Source organism: Collinsella aerofaciens (assembly GCF_001405375.1).
In the GTDB taxonomy this organism is placed as follows: domain Bacteria; phylum Actinomycetota; class Coriobacteriia; order Coriobacteriales; family Coriobacteriaceae; genus Collinsella; species Collinsella aerofaciens_F.
This window is the reverse complement of record NZ_CYYP01000016.1, coordinates 25,500-46,093: the sequence shown is the minus strand read 5'-3', so window position 1 is coordinate 46,093 and position 20,594 is coordinate 25,500. Positions and strand designations below refer to the sequence as shown.

The 20,594-nt window shown below is 57.0% G+C and carries 19 protein-coding genes; 13 read left to right on the top strand and 6 right to left on the bottom strand.

Translation table 11 applies throughout. The features are described 5' to 3' along the window. Positions 1–3 precede the first annotated feature (3 nt). The 3 genes from dnaN to ARB25_RS08310 all read right to left on the bottom strand — a co-directional run bounded on the left by dnaN (position 4) and on the right by ARB25_RS08310 (position 4,438). Positions 4–1,107, bottom strand: coding sequence for a DNA polymerase III subunit beta (gene dnaN / locus ARB25_RS08320; protein WP_006236186.1), 1,104 nt, complete (start codon positions 1,105–1,107; stop codon positions 4–6). A 238-nt stretch (positions 1,108–1,345) separates the two neighbouring features. Further along, complete coding sequence (locus ARB25_RS08315; protein ID WP_055287302.1) at positions 1,346–3,070, bottom strand: DnaA ATPase domain-containing protein; 1,725 nt, start codon at positions 3,068–3,070, stop codon at positions 1,346–1,348. Positions 3,071–3,085: 15 nt separating this feature from the next. Next, entirely contained in the window at positions 3,086–4,438 is a 1,353-nt protein-coding gene (locus ARB25_RS08310; RefSeq protein ID WP_055287300.1) for an ATP-binding protein, read from the bottom strand. Between the two features lie 345 nt (positions 4,439–4,783). On the opposite strand from ARB25_RS08310, the gene rpmH reads away from it, so the two are divergent. The 9 genes from rpmH to ARB25_RS08270 all read left to right on the top strand — a co-directional run bounded on the left by rpmH (position 4,784) and on the right by ARB25_RS08270 (position 9,823). Next, on the top strand, positions 4,784–4,918 hold the full coding sequence (rpmH, locus tag ARB25_RS08305) for a 50S ribosomal protein L34 (RefSeq protein ID WP_019127408.1): 135 nt from the start codon (positions 4,784–4,786) through the stop codon (positions 4,916–4,918). A 20-nt stretch (positions 4,919–4,938) separates the two neighbouring features. After that, positions 4,939–5,277 carry a ribonuclease P protein component gene (gene rnpA, locus ARB25_RS08300; RefSeq protein WP_006236191.1) on the top strand — a complete coding sequence of 113 codons (339 nt, stop codon included), beginning with the start codon at positions 4,939–4,941 and terminating at the stop codon, positions 5,275–5,277. Further along, the gene (gene yidD, locus ARB25_RS09845) at positions 5,274–5,498 is read left to right on the top strand and encodes a membrane protein insertion efficiency factor YidD (RefSeq protein ID WP_082421942.1); all 225 of its coding nucleotides are present in this window, start codon (positions 5,274–5,276) and stop codon (positions 5,496–5,498) included. Before rnpA ends, yidD begins: the two co-directional genes overlap by 4 nt. A 29-nt stretch (positions 5,499–5,527) precedes the next feature. After that, a complete protein-coding gene (locus tag ARB25_RS08295; protein ID WP_006236192.1) occupies positions 5,528–6,298 on the top strand; it encodes a YidC/Oxa1 family membrane protein insertase in 771 nt (256 codons plus the stop codon). Between the two features lie 44 nt (positions 6,299–6,342). Beyond that, entirely contained in the window at positions 6,343–6,912 is a 570-nt protein-coding gene (locus ARB25_RS08290) for a Jag family protein (protein WP_055287298.1), read from the top strand. Positions 6,913–7,080: 168 nt separating this feature from the next. Beyond that, positions 7,081–7,746, top strand: coding sequence for a 16S rRNA (guanine(527)-N(7))-methyltransferase RsmG (rsmG, locus tag ARB25_RS08285; protein ID WP_253276075.1), 666 nt, complete (start codon positions 7,081–7,083; stop codon positions 7,744–7,746). Positions 7,747–7,880: 134 nt separating this feature from the next. Next, the gene (locus ARB25_RS08280; protein ID WP_022093800.1) at positions 7,881–8,681 is read left to right on the top strand and encodes a ParA family protein; all 801 of its coding nucleotides are present in this window, start codon (positions 7,881–7,883) and stop codon (positions 8,679–8,681) included. Next, positions 8,674–9,579: a ParB/RepB/Spo0J family partition protein gene (locus ARB25_RS08275; RefSeq protein WP_172676351.1), complete on the top strand. Its 906-nt coding sequence runs from the start codon at positions 8,674–8,676 to the stop codon at positions 9,577–9,579. The genes ARB25_RS08280 and ARB25_RS08275 overlap by 8 nt, the downstream gene beginning before the upstream one ends. Continuing rightward, a complete protein-coding gene (locus ARB25_RS08270; RefSeq protein ID WP_055287297.1) occupies positions 9,569–9,823 on the top strand; it encodes a hypothetical protein in 255 nt (84 codons plus the stop codon). The genes ARB25_RS08275 and ARB25_RS08270 overlap by 11 nt, the downstream gene beginning before the upstream one ends. A gap of 197 nt (positions 9,824–10,020) precedes the next feature. On the opposite strand, the gene rlmN is transcribed toward ARB25_RS08270, so the two are convergent. Continuing rightward, positions 10,021–11,073, bottom strand: a complete 1,053-nt coding sequence (rlmN, locus tag ARB25_RS08265) for a dual-specificity RNA methyltransferase RlmN (protein ID WP_055287295.1) — start codon at positions 11,071–11,073, stop codon at positions 10,021–10,023. 85 nt (positions 11,074–11,158) lie between these two features. Here rlmN and ARB25_RS08260 point away from each other — a divergent pair, with 85 nt between their 5' ends. Both ARB25_RS08260 and ARB25_RS08255 read left to right on the top strand, forming a co-directional pair. Further along, positions 11,159–12,124 (top strand): D-alanine--D-alanine ligase family protein, encoded by a 966-nt coding sequence (locus tag ARB25_RS08260; RefSeq protein ID WP_055287293.1) that lies wholly within the window; start codon positions 11,159–11,161, stop codon positions 12,122–12,124. Next, on the top strand, positions 12,118–15,012 hold the full coding sequence (locus tag ARB25_RS08255) for a helicase C-terminal domain-containing protein (protein ID WP_055287291.1): 2,895 nt from the start codon (positions 12,118–12,120) through the stop codon (positions 15,010–15,012). Before ARB25_RS08260 ends, ARB25_RS08255 begins: the two co-directional genes overlap by 7 nt. Here the strand turns inward: ARB25_RS08255 and ARB25_RS08250 are convergent. Next, positions 15,009–15,926 (bottom strand): helix-turn-helix transcriptional regulator, encoded by a 918-nt coding sequence (locus ARB25_RS08250; protein WP_055287290.1) that lies wholly within the window; start codon positions 15,924–15,926, stop codon positions 15,009–15,011. The two genes, ARB25_RS08255 and ARB25_RS08250, sit on opposite strands and share 4 nt — an antisense overlap. Continuing rightward, entirely contained in the window at positions 15,913–16,935 is a 1,023-nt protein-coding gene (locus tag ARB25_RS08245; protein ID WP_055287288.1) for a helix-turn-helix transcriptional regulator, read from the bottom strand. Before ARB25_RS08245 ends, ARB25_RS08250 begins: the two co-directional genes overlap by 14 nt. Before the next feature lie 198 nt (positions 16,936–17,133). Here ARB25_RS08245 and ARB25_RS08240 point away from each other — a divergent pair, with 198 nt between their 5' ends. Next, positions 17,134–20,325, top strand: coding sequence for a hypothetical protein (locus ARB25_RS08240; protein WP_055287286.1), 3,192 nt, complete (start codon positions 17,134–17,136; stop codon positions 20,323–20,325). A gap of 21 nt (positions 20,326–20,346) precedes the next feature. Then, the gene (locus ARB25_RS08235) at positions 20,347–20,565 is read left to right on the top strand and encodes a hypothetical protein (RefSeq protein ID WP_022094153.1); all 219 of its coding nucleotides are present in this window, start codon (positions 20,347–20,349) and stop codon (positions 20,563–20,565) included. Positions 20,566–20,594 lie beyond the last annotated feature (29 nt).

Sequence of the window (20,594 nt, the reverse complement as noted above, 5' to 3'; positions counted from 1 at the left end):
GCGCTAGATGCGGACCGGCATGACCAGGTACAGGTAGTTGATCTTGTCGTAGGACTTGAAGATGCCCGCCTGCGAGTAGCTCTTGAGCTCCAGCGTGATCTCCTTCTCCTTGGACAGAGCATTGAGGCAGCCGAAGATGTAGTGGTAGTTGAAGGCGATGGTACCCGACTCGCCCTCGGCCTCGACATCGATCGTCTCCTGCGCAAGGTCCTGGTCATTGGAAATGGAGGACAGGCCCATCTGCCCGTTCTCGACATCGATCTCGAACTTGACGGCGGGGTTGGCGCTCGCGATAACGGCCACGCGCTTGAGGGCGGCGTTAAAGGCGGCGACGTCGATCTTGACGCTCGTCACGCACGAATCGGGGATGAGCTGCTTGTAGTTGGGGTACACGCCCTCGATGCGGCGCGACACGTAGGTGGTGTTGCCGGCCTCAAAGACGACCTGGGTGTCGGTAGCCCCGATCATGATGGTCGCCTGGCTGGCCATGATGTTCAGCGCGTCGTTAAAGGCGTCGGCCGGAACGTTGAGTTCAAAGGAGCCCTCGAGGGTCGAGGTCTCGACCTGCGTATCGCACACGGCCAAGCGGAAGGAATCGGTCGCCACCAGGCGCACGGTGTTGTTCTCGACTTTCATGTGCACGCCGCCCAGGATGGGGCGGGCCTTGTCGGTCGAGGTGACGCGCCACACGCGACCGACCATTTCGGACAAGATATCGGTCGGCAGCTCCACGGCGCTCTCGATGGCATAGGCCGGAAACTCGGGGAAGTCATTGGCATCGAGCGTGTTCAGCCTAAAAGAGCTCTTCTCGCAACTGATCAGCACTTGGCGCTCGGACAGCTCAAAGGTGACCGGGGCATCGGGGAGGGTCTTGGTGATATTGGAGAGCATCTTACAGGGGATAACCATCTCGCCCTCTTCTTCGACATGCGCCGCGATGCGATGACGGATCGAGATGGTGTAGTTAGAGGTCTGGAATTCCAAGATGCCGTCTTGCGCCTTAACGAGCACGCCCGACAGGATGGGAAGGGTGGATGCCGAAGCGACACCCTTCATAACGACGCCGATGGCTTGTGTAAGCGAGCTCTGGCTGACGGTGAACTTCATCTTTTAATACCTTTCTATAGATATAAATATCTTAATAATAGTAATAGCACTGACGAAACTGTTGATTACTCCCAAAGACGCAGGTCAGACCCAAAAAGAGAATCGACAGCAACCTGTGTGCAACAGGGGTGGTTTTCCACGTTCAAAACCTGCGCAAAACTTTTCATCACCGCGGGTTGGGTTTTAGACACCTTATGCCCGTGGTTTCGACAAGTTTTCAACAGGTGTCTCTATTTCCCTACGAGCGCAGTGTAATTTTATCGCGCAGCGACTTAAGGTCTTCGGTGACGGTGCGGTCTTCCTGGATCATCTTCTGGACCTTTTTGTAGCTCGTGCTGACGGTCGAGTGGTTGCGGTTGCCAAATTCGGCGCCCACCGCCGTGGTCGTCATCTCGCACATCTCGATGGCCAGGTAGATAGCGATATGGCGTGCTTTGGCGATATTGGCGTTGCGACGCGGGCCGATGAGCTCCTCGTGCGTCACGCCGTACTGCTCTTCGATGACGGACTGAACCGTTTGCACGTTGATCTTTTTGGCCGATGTGTCGAAGTACTGGCTGGCGATGGCGTCGATATCGTCAAAGGTGAGCTCCCCGCCCTCGCGTTCGCGGTCGCCCGCCTCGCCGGCGCAGCGCTCGCAGAAGCTCTCGAGTTCGCGGATGTTGGTGCCCGACACCTCTGCCATGTGCTTAAAGTGCTCATCGGTCAGGTGCCCGCCGTCGCCCCCATAGGCCGCCAGCAGCGAGTCGTCGCCTGCCTCGGGAGCGGCGACGATGGTGTTCTCGTAATATCGCTGCAAGATCTTGTATTTCATCTCGTAGCTGGGCTCTGCGACTAGGCAGAGCATGCCGGCGTTGAAGCGGCTGGTCAGACGCTCGTCCATGCTCAGGTCCTTGGGGGCGCGGTCTGCCGCGATGACGACTTTCTTGTTGTTGCGGATGAACTCGTCCATGAGCTGGAAAAAGTAGTCCACGCTCGCGCGCTTGCCGATGATGTTTTGGATGTCATCGATGATGAGCACGTCCACACCGTGGTACGCCTGCATGATGGGGGCGTTGCTCTTCTTTTGGCGGTCGAACTCGGTCATCAGGTCGTCCAGATATGCCTGGGAGTTGGCATACTTGACCTTGATCTCGGGCGACTTCTCGGCGAGCTCGTTTTTGATGGCAAGCAGCAGGTGCGTCTTGCCCAGGCCCGATTTGCCGTAGATGAACAGTGATGTGCATGTGCCGCGCTCGTCCGCGAGGGCGGCAAACTTGAGCGCCGAGCGATAGGCATGGCTGTTCTCGGGGCCGTAGACAAAGTTCTCAAAGGTAAATTTTGAGTTCGCGGCGAGCGGGGCTCCATCCGTATTCTGCTCGGCCGGCACGGTTGGTGCTGGCATGGGTGAAGCGGGGGTCGCAGCTTGCGTGGATTTAGTCGGCGCTCCGCCCTTCATCTGGTTCATCATGCGGCGAAAATCGTCGGCCGAGAGCGTGTTCTTGATTGCAATGCCCGAATCCGCGCCCGCCGCTGCGTCGTGAGCGATGGGCATGTGCGTGACGGGTGCGTTCGTTGACGTCGCCGCCGCGGTCGGCAACGGCGCCATGGTTTCACGGGAAACATCGCTGTGCTGGTGCTCGATTGTCGGCACGTCGCTTGCGGAGGCTGGTACCGTCGGGGAAGCAGCGGGAGCCGTGGCGGGCGCCGTCGCGGCAGCGGATTCCGTCGCGGCGCCTTGCGGCGCCACGATGTCGAGCGCGATCGGTGCAAAGGCGATTTCTTCCAGATAAGCCTCAATAGTCGGCTGATGCTTTTTGAGCTGCGCGATGGCAAAGCGCGAGGGGGCCTCGATCGTGAGCGTATCTTCGGTCAGGCTTATGGCGCGCGATTGCCCCAGCATGTTGATGAGGCGTGCATCTTGGCCGTCGCGCTGGCAAAAGGCGATGGCATCCCCCAGGATGATGCTTGCTTCCTCGTCCACTGTCTCTCCCGTTCTTTAGCTCTGAGCTCGCACGCGAGCGGCGCCGAGTTCGGTCAGATGGTATTTCTGGCCATGCTTGATGACCAAGCCGGCCTGCGCCAAGTCATTGAGCGTGCGTGACCAAGTGGGGGCCGAGTTTCCAAACGCCCTCGCAAGATCGGTTGCGCCGCACGCTTGATTTTGCGCCAGATAGCCCAGCGCGGCGTTGCCGCGATCGCTTACGAACACGTCCGGTTGTGGCTGTGCATACTGATTTACTGCATTAGGATACATCATTTGAGCTGCTGGTTGTTGAGAACTCTGCGTCGGCGGCATTTGCTGTTGAAAACTTTGAGGCCACTGTTGGTAAGGCTGCGGAGGCGTCTGCTGGGCCCAGGGGTTGTACTGCTGCTGCGGCATCTGCTGGTACGGCTGCTGATATCCCTGCTGGTACTGCTGCGGGAACGGTTGGCCGTACCCCAGTGGCGGCATCTGCTGATATGGATATCCCCGTTGGTACGGCTGATAGCCCATTTGCTGGCCACCCGGCGCCCCCGTCGCCTGCTGCATTGCTGCTGCATCCTGATCAGCCAGTGGCATGGCCTCTGGCATGTTTGGCGGCATCGACATAGATGCCGCCTGGGGTTCTTGTGTGGGAAGCATTCCGGGCGGCTGCATCTGTCCCACGGGGGGCTGCATCTGCCGCGTTGCCACGGTCTGCTGCGCAAAAGCTCCCGGCAGGGGATATGTGGGCTGCTCCGTCTCGGGCCGCACGGCAGCGCCGCGTCCGCCGGCACGCTCGATTTCCTGCACGCGTTTAGGGTTCAGGCTTACCGTAACCACGGTGCCGTTGCCCATGTTGTCCTCGATGGATACGGCACCGCCGGCGTTTTCCAAATACTCCTGCACCATGGGAAACCCTGCTCCGGTTCCACGGATATAGCGCTTCATCTTGCTGTTTGCGCTGGTAACGCCAAAGTCGAAAGCACGTTCCTTGTCGTCGATGCCGGGTCCTTGGTCAGCAAAGCGGATGGTTTCTCCGCCGTCCAGAATCGAGATGATGGGCTCGGCAAAGTGTGCGTGGATAAAGTTTTCGACAATCTCGCGGATGACCATGAGCGAGATATGGCCGCCTTGTTCTTTCATGCACTGGTAGACGGTGTTGGTCGTCTCTTCCAAATACGTGCGGACATCTTGCGGATCAATGACGATCACCCGCGGTGTCGACAGCATGTCGTCATAGACGGCGATGCGCGCGGCGTACATGGCTTTTGGCGCCTGCGTGGTCGTCTGCTCGCCTTCCGCACGCTCTTCGCGCACGCCGGTGATGTGCTCGTTGTCGGGTGCCGGGTCTCCGGAATCGACCATGGTGTAAAAGTCGTCAGACATGCCGCTCGCAATCTTTCAAAAGGTTTCGAACAAATAGTAGCTCACCGTGCAACGTTTCTCATCTTTCGACAACTTTTCAAAACTTGTTGAAAACTTTGGAAAACGGGCGAAAAGTTCTCAACATTGCCAACATGACCTGTTGAAAACTCGATGAAATATCGTGAAAGGTTGCCATGAGGCGCAAATTTCGGTTGTGCTTATGGGGGAACCGTGTGAACTGCGCAACCTTTTACCTTTGATTTCTTGACATTTGAACATTGATTTCCCTACAATCTTCAAGCTCACGTGTCTATATCTGCGTCCGCGTCCCCGCGGACACTCGAAATGCAGCAGGAGGAACTTAAGATGAAGCGTACGTATCAGCCTAATAAGCGTAAGCGTGCCAAGACCCATGGCTTCCGTGCCCGTATGGCCACTAAGGGTGGTCGTGCCGTGCTCGCCCGTCGTCGTGCCAAGGGCCGCAAGCGTCTCACTGTCTAGCAGCGATACACACATCTCGCATGAAGACTATTAAGTCTCGGCAAGATTTCGAGCATGTGTTCAGTCAGGGGCGTCGTTTCAATCACCCTCTGATTCGAATGACCATATGTGAATCGGTTGGCGAAGGCGACTCCGGAAGGGTCGCCTTCGTTGGTGCTAAGCGACTCGGTTGTGCCGTCGTGCGCAACCGATCTAAGCGTGTGATGCGCGAGGCCGCCCGCAGCTGCGGATTTCCCGTTGCGGGTTATGACATCATCTTGTTTGCAACTCCCAAGACGAGGGTTTCCTCGCCGCAGGAGATGGACAAGGCATTGCGTTCGCTTATGAAGCGCGCCGGTGTTGCCGGGGAGGAGCGATGAGCAATCACGTTTTGCGACGTGTTGCCATCGCTCCTATTCGCATATATCAACAGGTTATTTCGCCCTTATTGCCTGACGCCTGCATTTATTACCCAACGTGCTCGCAATACGCCGTCCAGGCGATTGAGAAGCACGGTGTTTTGAGAGGCTGCTGGCTTGCCGTGAGGCGCATCGCTCGCTGCAATCCCCTGCACGTCGGCGGTTATGACCCTGTGCCCTAGCGGGCACTCGCTATCGGAGGAAAACTTACATGTGGGATTGGATCGTTAACATCCTTTTCGAGCTGCTCAAGCTCATCCAGACCTTTGCGGTCGACTGGGGCCTGTCCATCATCATCCTGGTGGTCATCATCCGTCTGCTGCTGACGCCGCTCATGCTCAAGTCGACCAAGTCGACGGCTCGCATGCAGGTGCTGCAGCCCAAGATGCTCGAGATCCAGGAGCGCTATGCCGACGATCCCCAGCGTCAGGCCGAGGAGATGCAGAAGTTCTACAGCGAGAACAAGTTCAACCCCATGGCTGGCTGTCTGCCGCTGCTGATTCAGATGCCTATCCTGTTCGCCCTGTTTACATTGCTGCGCAACCTGCCGCAGTACTTTAACGACGGCACGTTCTCGTTCTTCAACATCCTGCCCGACCTGACCACCACGCCGAGCGCTTCCTTTGCCGATGGCTTTATGGTCGCGCTGCCTGCGCTGGTTTGCCTGATCCTGTTCGCCGTCCTGACCCTGATTCCGCAGCTCTATATGTCGCGCAACCAGACCGGCCAGCAGGCTCAGAGCATGCGTATGATGGCCGTTGTCATGACGGTCATGATGCTTTGGATGGGCTGGAGCCTTCCCGTTGGTGTTCTGCTGTACTACGACGTCTCGTCTGCTTGGCAGGTTATCCAGCAGATTTTTGTGACGCAGAAGGTCATCGACAAGGCGAAGGCCGATGAGGAGGAGCGTCTTAAGAACGCTCCGCTGCAGGTTGAGGTCACTCGTCGAGAGAAGAAGCCGCGCCCGCACAAGAAGAAGTAGTGGGATATCAATCTTATTTAGGTACCTAACTTTTGGAGTACGTTATGTCTGAAGAGATCATCGAGGATATGCTTGAGGAGGTTGCCCCGCAGGTCGCGGGCGATTATCCCGAGATTGCACAGCGCTACAAGGCTGGTGAAGAGCTGACCGATGAGGAGCTCGACACCATTGCCGATGTTGCGATTTCCATCCTGCGTTCCATCCTTTCGCACTTCGATGCCGCCAACTCTCCTATCGATGAGTATGAGGGCGACGAGGGTGAGCTGATTTTGGATGTAACTGCTCCCGATCTTGCTGTTCTCATTGGCCGTCATGGTCGCACCCTTGATGCCCTTCAGGTTATGTTCTCTTTGCTGGTGAGCCGCAAACTTGGCTTTAGGTATCCGGTTGTAGTGGACGTAGAGGGATACAAGAGTCGCCGTCAGGACAAGGTTGCTTCCATGGTTCAGTCTGCTGCCGAGCGTGCCATCCGCACTCATAAGAGTGTTTCGCTTCCGCCCATGAATGCCTACGAGCGTCGACTGGTTCACATTGCACTTCGTGGCAATGATGCCGTCGATACTCATTCTGAGGGTTCTGACCCTGATCGCCATGTGGTGATTGTTGCTCGATAATCTTCTCGAGCTTATGCTAAGGGGACGTGGTTTCCACGTCCCCTTTTTTTGTCAAAAGTTCTCGATACACTGATTTTTGTCAGAAAGGAGCTTTCGTTGTTAGTACTTACTGATCAGCAGGCTGACGAGATGTTGAGTCGTCTAACTTCCTATTGCAAAGAGTATTCCTTGAGCGTAACTGATGTTGAGCTAAGGAAATGTATTCAGCATTTGGATTTGGTTCTAGAAACAAATAAGACAACCAATCTCACCCGTATTCTTAACGTAGAAGATGCTGCAGTACTTCATATCCTCGACTCACTTGTTTTGCTCCCCTATATCAACAAGGCTCTTGAGGGAGCTTTGCTCGATATGGGAACAGGTGCGGGCTTCCCTGGTATTCCATTAACCATAACCACGCATCGTAAAGCTACTTATATTGACTCCGTTGGCAAGAAGGTTGATGCGGTTAATTCCTTTGTCCATGCTCTTGGATTGAAACATGCTCATGCGGTTCATGATCGTCTTGAAGAATATGCTCGAAGCCATAAGAAGCAGTTCTCTGTTGTAACCGCCCGCGCACTGGCCCCTCTACCGATTCTTATTGAGTATGCGGCTCCGTATCTGAAGGATGGAGGGCTATTTGTTATAACCAAGGGCAATCCTTCGGATGAGGAGCTTGCTTCCGGCATGTCAGCAGCTAAGATTTGCGGCTTCACTTTGCTTCTGAATGACGCAATTGATTTGCCTGAAGGCTTGGGTCACAGGGAGTTCATTGTTCTTAGGAAGAGTCATCCAGCATCCGTCTCATTGCCTCGTGCAAATGGCGTGGCAAAGAAGAATCCGCTTGCCTAGATGTTTCACGTGAAACATAATGGATACTAACAACTTGCAGTGTTTCACGTGAAACATGGCGGTTGATATCGATTCGGAATGTTTCACGTGAAACATCCTCCGTTTGACAGCTTTAATACACACCAGGAGGGACCGTGGGATTTCGCGACGTTAAGCGTTCTAAGAGCGCAAAAGACACGCGTATCATTGCAATCATCAATCAAAAAGGCGGCGTCGGTAAGTCAACGACGGCTGTAAACCTTGCAGCAGCACTGGGTGAGCAGGGTCGTAAGACACTGATTGTCGATTTTGATCCGCAGGGAAACAGCACCAGTGGATTCGGAATTGAAAAAGAAGACCTTGATCACTGCATCTATGATGCATTGTTGAATGATGTGCCGGCAGAATCGCTTGTTCTTGATACAAATTGTAAAAAGGTATTCGTTATTCCGGCTACAATTCAACTTGCAGGCGCGGAAATTGAGCTCGTAAGCGCAATTGCTCGTGAAACCCGCCTCAAAGATTTGCTTGAGCCGATTCAGGACGAGTTTGACTTTATTTTCATTGACTGTCCTCCTTCGCTCGGCCTGCTTACTATCAACGCTTTGACCGCAGCAGACAGCGTTTTGATTCCGATCCAGTGCGAATATTACGCACTCGAGGGCGTTACGAAGCTGCTTGAGTCAATGAAGATGGTCAAATCACGGCTGAACAAGGGCTTAGACACCTATGGTGTGCTTATGACCATGTATGACTCGCGTACTTCACTATCGAATCAGGTTGTTGAGGAGGTCCAATCGTACTTTGGTGATAAGGCGTTTAAGACGCTAATCCCCCGTACGGTTAAAATCTCCGAAGCTCCGTCTTTTGGAGAACCGGTAATTACCTATGCACCTCAAAATAAGGGTGCAAAAGCATATATGAACCTTGCAAAAGAGGTGATCAAGCGTGCCTAGTGTAAAGAAACGTGGCGGATTGGGACGTGGACTCAATGCTTTGGTCTCAGAGGCCGAGTATGAGACCGGCGGTTCGGCTGCATCGGCTTCAAATGCCGCATCTGAAACAAAACTACCTATTGAGGATATCGTTCCCAACCCTAATCAGCCGCGAATTCACTTTAACGAAACTGAACTTCGCGAGTTGAGCGAGTCAATCCAAGAACATGGCGTTTTGCAGCCGCTTTTGGTTCGCAAGCATGGAAACGGCTATGAGATCATCGCTGGTGAGCGTCGTTACCAGGCGTCAAAGCTTGCTGGCCTTGAAGAATTGCCAGTCATCATTAAAGAGGTAAATGATGAAGAGATGCTGGCTCTTGCTCTTATCGAAAACCTTCAGCGTTCTGATCTGAATCCCGTCGAAGAGGCTAAGGGCTATCGCCAACTCATTGATGCCAGCGGGATGACCCAGGAGGCATTGTCGAAGGCAGTAAGCAAGTCACGCTCTGCAATTACAAACTCGCTACGTCTTCTCGATCTCCCCGAAGTAGTTCAGCAGATGATTTTTGAGGGCAAACTTACTGCTGGTCATGCACGTGCGATTCTTGCAGTTCCCTATGAGGACGCGCGTATTCGACTTGCAGAGAAAGTTGTTACAGAGGGCCTTTCCGTAAGAGCGACAGAAAATCTTGCTCCGTTGTTTTCTGCCGGAGAGACACCTAAGACGCCAAGGCCTGCAACGCCTCAGTCCTTTAAAAAGGCTGCCCGTGTGCTTCGTCAGGTATTTAATACCAATGTGCGTGTGAAGAGCTCGCGTGGAAAGAATAAGATTGAGATTGAGTTTAAAGACGAGGAAGAGCTCTCTCGTATTCTTGGCGAAATGATTCAGTTTGATCAAGGAGGCCAAGATGAGGAATAAGATTTTAACAGCGATTGCATTGGTGACGACTGTCGCGGCTGGTGCCTTTGCTGGCTATAAGATCGCGACAGACGATGAACTTCGAGGTCGTTTGCTTCGTGGTGCGCAGGATATCGTCGATACTTCCAAGAAGAAAATGGATGTTATGACAGAAGATGTTGCTATGCGTACTGCTCAGGTAACGAAGAATCCAAAGATTAATCAAGGTTGGGTTAACAACCAATGGGAAAATGTAGGCTATTAGGTACCTAACAATTACTTAGCATATTTTGATAGGTCCTTGTCTGATTCACGAGACAAGGACCCCTTATTTTGGCCGTAAAAATGGGACCGTAGCAGCTGATTCAAAATTAAGGTCAATAAATGAAACGGCCACGGTTGCATATCCTGCAACCGTGGCCGTTCGATGTTTCACATGAAACGTTTTGGGGTGCGACTCCCCTATGCGTTCTTCTGAACTTTGAAGCGCTGCTTCAGCTGTCCGCAAGCGGCGTCAATATCGTTACCACGGGAGTTACGAATCGTTGTCTCGATGCCACGGGACTCAAGGCGACGCTGAAGATCCTCAACCTTATGAATCGGCGACGGCTTGAGCGGGCTACCCTCGATGTCGTTAAGCTGAATGAGGTTAACGTGGCACAGCGTTCCCTCGCAGAAGTCGCAGAGCGCCTGCATTTCCGGATTCGTATCGTTGACGCCTTCGATCATGGCATACTCATAGGTTGGGCGGCGGCCGGTCTTCTCGGTGTAGAGCTGAAGCGCTTCGTGAAGGCGAAGCAGCGTGTACTTCTTAACACCGGGCATGAGCTTATTGCGCGTCGACTGGATGGCGGAATGCAGTGAAACAGCAAGCGTGAACTGCTCGGGGATGTCGGCAAATTTGCGAATACCGGGAATAACGCCACTGGTAGAGACGGTGAGGTGACGAGCGCCGATACCGATGCCATCGGGGTCGTTGAGGATTCGCAGCGCCTTGAGAACCTCGTCGTAGTTGGCAAACGGCTCGCCCTGGCCCATGAAGACAACGCTCGTGGCGCGCTCGCCAAAGTCGTTGGATACATGAAGTACCTGGTCGACGATCTCTTGAGCGGTCAGAGAGCGCTTGAGGCCGTTGAGACCGGTAGCGCAAAAGGCGCAGCCCATGCCACAGCCAGCTTGGGTGGAAACGCAGACGGAAAGCTTGTTACGACGGGGCATGCCGACAGTCTCGACGGAAACGCCGTCGTGGTACTCGAGCAAATACTTGCGAGAGCCATCTTTGGAAACCTGCTTGGTTAGTTCAGTCGGCGTGTCAAAGGCAAAAGCCTCTTTAAGCTGCTCGCGGAAAGCCTTAGGAAGGTTTGTCATATCGTCAAACGAACAAACGTTCTTCTCAAAGACCCATTCGATGAGCTGCTTCGCGCGGAAGGCTGGCTGGCCAAGTTCGGCCACGAGCTCGCGAATATCGTTTTGGCTCAAGTCGCGAATGTCCTGAGATTTAGTCCTGGGATTCATGGAAGCCTTTCGATTTTGGGGAAACGTAGAGGGTATCGCTACAATATGGTATCAGCTGCAGAAATTATAGAGGAGGAGTCTGCCCATGCCGGGTAAAAGCCTAGAGAACATGCACGTAGCGGTCTTGGCGGGCGGTCATTCCGCTGAGCGCGAGATCTCGCTCAATTCGGGAAAGAACGTCGTGGTTGCCTTGAAGGAGGCCGGCTACACTTCGGTGGAGCTGCTCGACACGGCTGCTGATGACTTTATGGTAACCATGGCAACCGGCGGCTTTGACGTGGCGTTTATCGCCATGCACGGTGCCGGCGGCGAGGATGGCGCCATGCAAGGCGCCATGGAGACCCTGGGTATCCCCTACACGGCTTCGGGCGTGCTTGCCAGCGCCTGCGGTGCCGACAAGGAGGTCTCTAAGCTCCTGTACGCCAAGGCGGGCATTCCCATTGCCCCCGGCCTTGCGCTCGAGGTGGGCGATGAAGTCGATATCGATCGTATCGTCGAGGTTTGTGGCGAGCGCTGCTTTGTGAAGCCGGCCGTCAACGGTTCCAGCTATGGCATTTCCCTGGTCCATGAGCCCTCCGAGCTGCTCGCGGCAATCGCCAAGGCGTTTGAGTACGGCGACAAAGTACTGGTCGAGAAGTGCATCGAGGGTACCGAGATCACCGTCGGCGTATACGGCGAAGATGACGTGCGCGCTCTGCCGATTGTCGAGATTCGTAAGCCCGAGGACTGCGAGTTCTACGATCTGGACGTGAAGTATGTCGACCCTACGGACATCCATCGTATTCCGGCGCAGATTTCACCCGAGAATTACGCTCGCGCTCAGGAGCTTGCCTGTGCTGCTCACAAGGCCCTCGGTTGCCTGGGCATCTCGCGCAGCGATTTTATCGTGAGCGAGGACGGCCCCGTCATCCTCGAGACCAATACCATTCCCGGCATGACCGATACGTCGCTGTATCCGGATGAGATTCGCCACACCGACGACATGACGTTCCCGCAGGTCTGTGACAGCCTGATCCGTATGGGCCTTCGTCGAGCGGGCATTGCATGCTAATCGAGGACGCGGTTTTGTCAGGAACGCCGCAGTTTGTCATCGACTCCTATGCCACGCTTGCCGAGCGCGCCAAAACACAGTCCTTCGGCCTTATTGAGGAAGATGTGATCGTCCTCGATACCGAGACAACGGGTCTTTCGGTGCAGGACAACGAGCTGATCGAGATCTCGGCGGCCCGCCTTTCGGGTCGCGAGGTCGTCGACCGCTTCGATACCTTCGTGCATCCCAAGCAGCTGATTCCCGCCGAGATTACCGAGCTCACGAGCATTACAAATGCCGATGTGGCAGATGCCCCGTCGGCTGTTGAGGCCGTCGCCGCTCTCGCCGATTTTGTCGGTGGTTGCCCGGTGATCGCACATAACGCCACGTTCGACCGCTCGTTTATCGAGTCGGTCAAAGGCGGCGTCAACGTGAGCGATATCTGGATTGATTCGCTGGCGCTGTCGCGCATCGCGCTTCCGCGCCTGGCCTCGCACAAGCTGTCTTTTATGGCCGATCTGTTTGGCTGTGACTCGGTATCACACCGTGCCAATGCCGACGTCGACGCCCTGTGTGGCGTATGGCGCGTGTTGCTCGTGGCGCTCACCGACTTGCCTCAGGGCCTCATGGCGCGCCTAGCCGACATGCATCCGGATGTGCCTTGGTCCTATCGTCCTATCTTCTCATTCTTGGCGGGGCAGAACCCTGGTTCTATCTTCTCTCTCAGCGCCGCTCGTGCTGACGTTCTCAAGGCCGATCGCGCCGACGATCGGGTGGACGCCGACGAACTGCCGGTACTCAAGATGCCGAGTCGTGAGGAGATTGAGGCAGACTATGCGCCAGGTGGCCTGGTCAATCGCATGTATCCCACCTACGAGCCGCGTGATGAGCAGATCGCGATGGCGCTCGAGGTCCGCGATGCGCTGGTCACGGGCACTCATCGTGTAATTGAGGCGGGCACGGGCGTCGGCAAATCGATGGCCTATCTGGTGCCTTTTGCCGAGGCAGCACGCCGTAACAACATCACGGTTGGTATTGCGACCAAATCGAACAATCTTGCCGACCAGCTCATGTACCATGAGCTGCCAAAACTTGCCGAGCAACTGGACGGTGGCCTGTCATTTTGCGCTCTCAAGGGCTATGACCACTATCCGTGCCTGCGCAAGCTTGAGCGCATGAGCCGCGGCCAGGTCGAGATTACCACCAAGCGCGATCCGGCGGACACGCTCACGGCGGTCGCGGTCATTATGGCGTACGTCTGCCAATCAGCCGATGGCGACCTCGACTCGCTCGGCATTCGGTGGCGCAGCGTCAACCGCCCCGACTTTACGACGGCCTCGCGCGAGTGTGCTCGTCGCCTCTGCCCGTTTTTCCCTGATAAATGTTTGGTCCACGGCGCTCGCCGTCGTGCAGCGCATGCCGACGTGGTGGTCACCAACCATTCCCTGCTGTTCCGCAATGTTGCGGCCGAGGGCAGGATTTTGCCTCCGATTCGTCATTGGGTAATCGACGAGGCTCATTCTATCGAGCGCGAGGCGCGCCGTCAGTGGGCGCGCGTGGTGTCGGCGGACGAATCACGCGTTCTGTTTGAGCGCCTGGGTGGCTCGAGCACCGGTGCGCTAAGCCAGGTCTCCCGTGATTTGGCAACCTCCGAGGGCTCTACGCTCTATCTGGGCCTTACTGCCAAGGCGACGTCGACGGTTGCGCGCGCGAGCATGGCAATCGCCGACGTGTTCGATGGCGTTCGCGAGCTCGGCCGCCGTGCCCGTGGGGGTTATGACAATGCCAATCTATGGATTGGCCCCGAGCTGCGCGAATCTGACGACTGGCATGATTTCTTACAGTCGGCCTACGCTGCCATCGATGCATTGGAACAAGCTGACAAGTGCGTCGACGCGCTGGTGCAAGCCGTCGCCGCCGACAAGCCCGAGGTTGTTGTCGACTTGGGCGATATCTCGCGCCGCCTGCACGAGCTGGCCGAGAACCTCAAACTCATCATCGACGGCACCGATGAACACTACGTGTATTCGCTGCAGGTCAATCGCAGGTTGCGTGCCGGCGGAGAGTCAATGACCGCAGAGCGCATCGACATTGGCGAGGCCTTGGCAACCGAGTGGCTGCCCGAGGTTCACACGGCTATCTTTGCCTCGGCGACCATGACGGTGTCCAAAAGCTTTGAACACTTTAACCACGCGGTCGGCCTCGATCGCATCGGTGCTTCAACATCCTCATCGCTGCACTTGGACTCGAGCTACGACTTTGATTCGAACATGGCTGTAGTCGTTGCGGGCGATATACCCGATCCGCGCGATCGTGAGAGCTATCTTACGGCGCTCGAGCGCGTGCTGGTCGACGCCCATCTTGCCATGGGCGGATCGGTGCTCACATTGTTTACCAATCGGCGCGACATGGAAGACCTGTACGCCCGCGTTGAGCCCAAGATGGCCCGTGCGGGTCTGGAGCTCAACTGCCAGCAGCGCAACTCATCTCCTCGTCGCCTGCGCGACCGGTTTATCAACGAGCCGACCTCGTCGCTTTTTGCTCTTAAGGCCTTCTGGGAGGGATTCGACGCCAGCGGCGAGACACTGCGCTGCGTCATCATTCCCAAGCTGCCGTTCTCGAGCCCCACGGACCCGCTCTCGTGCGAGCGCAACCTGCGCGAAGACCGCGCTTGGGCGCGCTATTCGCTGCCCGAGGCGGTGCTCGAGGTCAAGCAGGCGGCCGGCCGCCTTATCCGCTCGTCGACCGATTGCGGCGTGCTGATTCTGGCCGACCCGCGCCTGGTGACGAAGGGCTACGGAAAGAAGTTCTTAACGTCGCTGCCCACGAGCTCCTACCAGCGCATCGAATCGGCGCAGATCGGGCACTATCTGCAACTGTGGCGCGCACGCCACGAGCGGCGGCGCTAAAGCGGACAGACGAGGGTTTTTGCCATATCGCACAGGCGCTTTGACAGGGCGGGGTCATCCAAGATGCGGATGGCTCCGCCCGCTGCGATTACCTGGCTCAGTAGCCAACGCTCGGAGCCGTAATGCACGGTTACCGTTGCCATGTCTGCCCCGCCGCGCTCGATTAGGGTGATGCCGGCCCAGTCCAGATGCTCCGCCATATCGAATGGCATCAAGAGCTTTGCGCTGCGCTGCGTCCGGGCAAGGGAATCGTGGAGGGATGCGACGTCCGGTGCGTGAGGCACGACGGAGTCTTCCGTCAAGGCGAGTCCCTCGATTTTATCCATGCGATAGGTGCGCTGCTCATCGACTGTGATGTCCCAGGCAATCAGGTATGTTTGGTCGCCGTTTGCCGTAATGCGCAAGGGGTCGACCAGACGCTCGCGTGGCCGTGCATCGTCCATCGAGCGATATGAGATGCGGCAGCGAACGCCGTCCTGAATGGCGCAGCTCAGCTGCTGCCAGTGCGACCCGTGGTTGACGGTGTCAAAGACGCGCTGGTTATAGCCGAGCTCTTCGGGTAGAAGGGCATGTCGAATCCGGGCTGCCGTCTGCGGCTCGATCCCCAACGATTCAAGTTCGTGGTTGAGCACAGCGCCCTCGGCGGCACTCAGGCGCAACGGTAGCACACGCCCGGCGTCACCGGTGAGGATCACACGCTCGCCGTGGCATTCGCAGATGATGCGCGCACCAGATTCTCGGTCCGCGAGCGTCGAGACGATCTCGAGAATCTCGTCGAGCGATACTCCCGTGATGTCAAAGCGGCTGCAAATCTCGGTTCGTGTCATGCCGCTCTCGCCGGCGGCGTAGAGGGCCTCCATGATGTCGATGGCGCGCGAGAGTCTCTGCTCGCTGGTGAGTTTACGCACGGGCATGCTCGTGCACCGTCCTTTCAATGAGGTGGTTCCACGCCTGTTTGAGCGATTTGGGGGCCACGGGCCTCATGCCGTCCATGGCGTGGGCCATGCAAAATGAGGCGCCGGCTTCAAGATCGCGCACGTCAACGGTCCAGGTCCATCCCACATCGGTGTGTACGAGCTCACCTCGCCCACGCGTGAGACCGTTGATCATATCGATCTGCGTCTGAGGGGCGAATGAGAACGTGGCTGCAACGGGCGGTCGGTCGGCAAAATCGAATTCAAAGAACAGGTAGTCGCTGAGGTTGAAGTCCGCGGGGATGACGTAGGCCTTCGAAGGACGCCAAGCGCGAACGATACGGTCGCAGCGGAATGTCCTGATGTCGTCGGTGACGTTGTCGAGGCCGCAGAAGTACGCCACGCCCTCGCGCTCGAACATGCCGTAGACGCAGACGGTACGTTCTCTCTGCTCGCCGCGTCCGTTCTGATATAAAAATCGTAGCGCGCATCGCTCGGCAAAGGCGCTCCAAACCGCATCGACGGTGGGAGAGCGGCTGATCGGCGCCTCGTCTACCGTCGTCCTGCCGGTGAGATAGGCAATCTTGGAGCGAATATCGGCAAGCGGTGCGGCAAAAGTGGATGAGCCGGCCGCTAGTGTCTGGTCGATGGCGTTGAGCAGGATATCGGCGTCGTCTGCGGTAATGAGGCCGCCTGCCGCAAACGTGTGCTCGCGGTCGATTGTCCACGAGCTTTCCTCGGTCTCCTGCGCGCCGGTGGGGCGAACCTCCTTGATTAAGATGCCGCGTTCGAGCAGCTTGTCACGATCGCGTCGAAACTTGCGCTTATCCGAGTCGATATTGCCCGAGCCATATCCCAGGTCAGAATCCAAGACGATCTGCTCGGTCGTCAGCGGTTCGGGGGAGCTATTGAGCACAAAGAAAAGATTGAGGATGCGCTGAGCCGTTTTATCGAAACTGGGCTCCGAATTTCCCTTTTTAATTGTCTCGGTCGTGTCGCTTGCCGTCATAGAGTCCTCGCATGAGAAGGTGGTTTGCTGCCATGATTTTAGTCCGATATGGAGATTAGGCTATATCCTTGTCCGCTCGGGGCGTTAAGATGGCCCGAATTCGGTCGTTTGCGCTCGCTCGGGGTATACTTTCGACTATATACGGTTCTAATGTGCATGCATTGGGCCTATTTGTCGGATTATGGATGTGGAGCGCACATGGCGAACACCCAGAACTATATTAACCACCTGCTGCAGAACACCGGCATTACGCCGGCATGCAGCGAAGAAGAGCGCTTGGCTGCCGAAGATATCGCTCAGATCTTCCGCAACCACGGCTTTGACCCCGAGGTTCAGGAGTTCAATGCCCCGGCGCCCAGTAGGTTGGCATTTGCCGTTACCGGTATTCTTGCGTTTGCCGGCGCCCTGCTGATGGGCATCGGCGGCGGTATCGGCTTGGTCGGCACCTTGCTGGCCATTGTCGGCGCCGTTCTTTACGTGCTCGAGCGCACGGGCCACCCCGTGGTTTCGCGCCTGGGCAAGACGGGCGTGAGCCAAAATGTCATCGCCTACCACAAGGCCTCGGGCCCGCTCGCGTCCCCGCGTAACCGCCCGGTGGTCGTTGTCGCACACTACGACTCTCCCCGTGCTGAGCTGCTCGCCCGCGAGCCTTATGCTTCGTATCGTGCACTCATCGCCAAGCTGTTGCCCGTTGCCACGGTTGCCCCCGCTGCCGTTGCCATCCTGCGTATTCTGCCGCTCCCCGGCGCGCTCAAGGTTCTGCTGTGGATTGTCGCGATCCTCGCTTCCCTCGTTGCACTCGCCAACGCGGTAAACATCATCTCTAACCGCCACATTCTTCCCTATACGTCTGGCGCGGTGTGCAACAAGTCTTCTGTCGCCGCTATGCTCGGCGTTATGGACAACGTTGCTCCCTTCCAGGGCGAAAACGAGTTTCCCGACGATGTTCCGTTCGATACCTATTTTGGGGAGCAGAAGCGTCGTGCCGAGGAAATGGCGCGCGCAGCGGCGGAATATGCCGCGGCCCAGCAGCAAAACGACTACGGCAACACCATCGAGTATGAAGAGCCTACCTACGCCGAGGACGAATTCGGTCAGCCGATTGCTCCCGACGCTCAGACCGAGCCCGAACAGGGTGAGGCTTTCGACGAGCAAATCGAGGGCTTTGAGGGTGCGTCTGCCGACGAGACGCTGATCGGCGCTATCGTGCCCGAGGATCAGAATCAGGCTGCCCAAGCCGAAGAGTTCAATGACGAGGTTCCCGCTGCCGAGCCGGCGGAGGAGTCTGCCGAGCCCGAGCCCAAGCTCTATCGCAACGCCGCCGGCAACATCCGCTTTGGTTCGGATGCCATCCGTGCGCTCGGAATGCTTCCCGAGTCCTGCACGCTCGATTACGAGGAGGGCGAGGAGCCAACGTTTGAGCCCGAGCCTGCCCCCGTCGTGGCTGCGCCTGCGCCCGTTGTCGCTGCGGATGATGAGTCTGCCGCGGTTACCGCTGCCGTTGCCGATCCCGAGGCGGTGTCCGCGTTCGATCCCGCGGCAGGACTGGACATTTTGGCTCCCGCCGCACCGGCGCAAGACGTTGCGGACGAGTCTGACGACGATTACGTTGAACAACCGAGGCGCGTGTCTTACGAGAGCGATACTGATTTCTCGGCCGAGATTCCCGCGGCAACGCCGCATGCCGACATTGCATCCGCGTTCTCGTCGATTGGCGCCAGCGCTTCCAACTTCTTTAAGGGTGCGTTTGCAAAGGGCAAGAAATTTGTCGACGATTTCGAGGAGAAGCGCGCTGCCGCACGCGAGGCTGCCGAGCAGGAGGCTATCGCTCAGCAGCAGGCAGCCGAGGCGGCACGTGAGCTCGCGGCGCAAGAGTTCGAGCAGAACGAGGCTATGCAGTCCGCGCCCGTCGAAGCCGCCGAAGCTACAACGTCCTTTGAGTCCCAGCAACCGGCGTCCGCGGATGTTGTTGAAGCGACGACGTCTTTCGAGGCTCAGCAGCACGTCGATAGCACCATGTCGTTTGATGCCGCGCAGTTCGATTCCACGATAACGTTTGAAAAACAGGGCACCGCGATTGCCGAGCCCCTTCCTGTTTCCGATGAGCAGGGCGACGCGGCAGACGATGACGAGCCTGTTGATGCTGCCGAAATCCAAGATGCCGCCGAGGACGAGCCCGTCGAGGCCAACTCTGACGAAGAGCAATACGCGGCAGCCGAGCAAGATGATTCGACCGAGGTCGAGCAGGAGGAAGTGCCTGCGGTTTCCGAGACTCCCGAGACGGATGAGTCGAGGCCTTATTCCACGCAGATTTTCACCATGCCGACCCCGAGTGGTTCCGGTGCCACGGTTGCCAATGTCGCTCCCACCCAGGACGAAACGGTCGATTCCCTTATGGCCCAGATTTCCTCCCAGGCATCGCCGCGCCCGCAGATGAATGTTCCCGATCCGGCGTCGGCACCGTCGCCTGCACCTTCCTCGTCTCCGCTGGCTTCGGTCCCCGATCCGTCGCTGCCGTCTATGAAGCAGGCAAACGTTGCGTCTCGCACGTCGCTGTTCGACCTTCCCGACCCCTCCGCACAGGTCAATGATCCCTTTGCTACTGCCCAGGGCCCCGAACCCACATCGGCACCCGTTGCGCCTCCTATGCCCGTTGCGTCGGGCGCACAGCCGATCGAGACCATTTCGGCTCCCGCCCCGGCGGCACCCAAGTCTCGTAAGCGCGGCCTGGGTGGTCTGTTCGGCCGTAAAAAGAAAAACGAGCAGGACAGCATGAGTGACTGGCTGGGCGTCGAAGACGATTACGATGCCAAGAAGTCCGGTCGCGGTATCGGTTCGTGGGATAACTTCGAGGACGATAACGATGGCTGGAAGGGTGGCGCTACGTCTTCCGATGGCGCTTCTTCCGAAGATATGCTCTCGGCTGTCGCCTCTATGGGCGATGATGAGCTGCTCGGTCACGATATCTGGTTTGTGGCAACGGGCGCCTCGGATTGTGATGGCGCTGGCATGAAGGCCTTCTTGGCTTCGCATCGCGATAAGCTCCGCGGCGTATTCTTTATCAATCTTGAATCCGTCGGCGCCGGTAGGCTTTCGGTGGTGACGGTCGAGGGCGAACAACAACTGCTCAAGGGCGATCGCCGCATCATGAACCTGGTCAGCAAGGTCTGCAAGTCGTTCCATGTCGATTGTGGCGCGCTCGAGATGCCCTATGCCAAGACCGATGCCTATGCTGCGCTCGAGGCGAGCCGCCGAGCCCTTACCATCGCCGGCGTGGACGGCACGCGTCTGGCTTGCGCTCGTACCGAGGACGACCTGCCCCACAATGTCAACCCGACGAACATTGCTACGGTATCCGAGGTCGTGACCGAGGTTATCCGCCGTTCGTAGACGGAGCTCTAAGGAGTCAACGTGTTTTCGTATATTAAGCGCCATTGGCCTGTCTACGTGATTTTGACCTTGATTGCCATTGCGTTAGGATTTGGGGCTGCCTACATCGTGGGTGCAAAGGGCTCGACCCCCGCCTCCGCAATCAGCGAAGAGGTGGAGCAAGAACAGAGTACGGGTGCCGATGGGATTCCTGAGTCCGAGCAGGCAATCGTTGATGGTGGATCTTCGTCTGCAGAGTAGATGCGGCGATTTAAATGATTGAAAGCGGG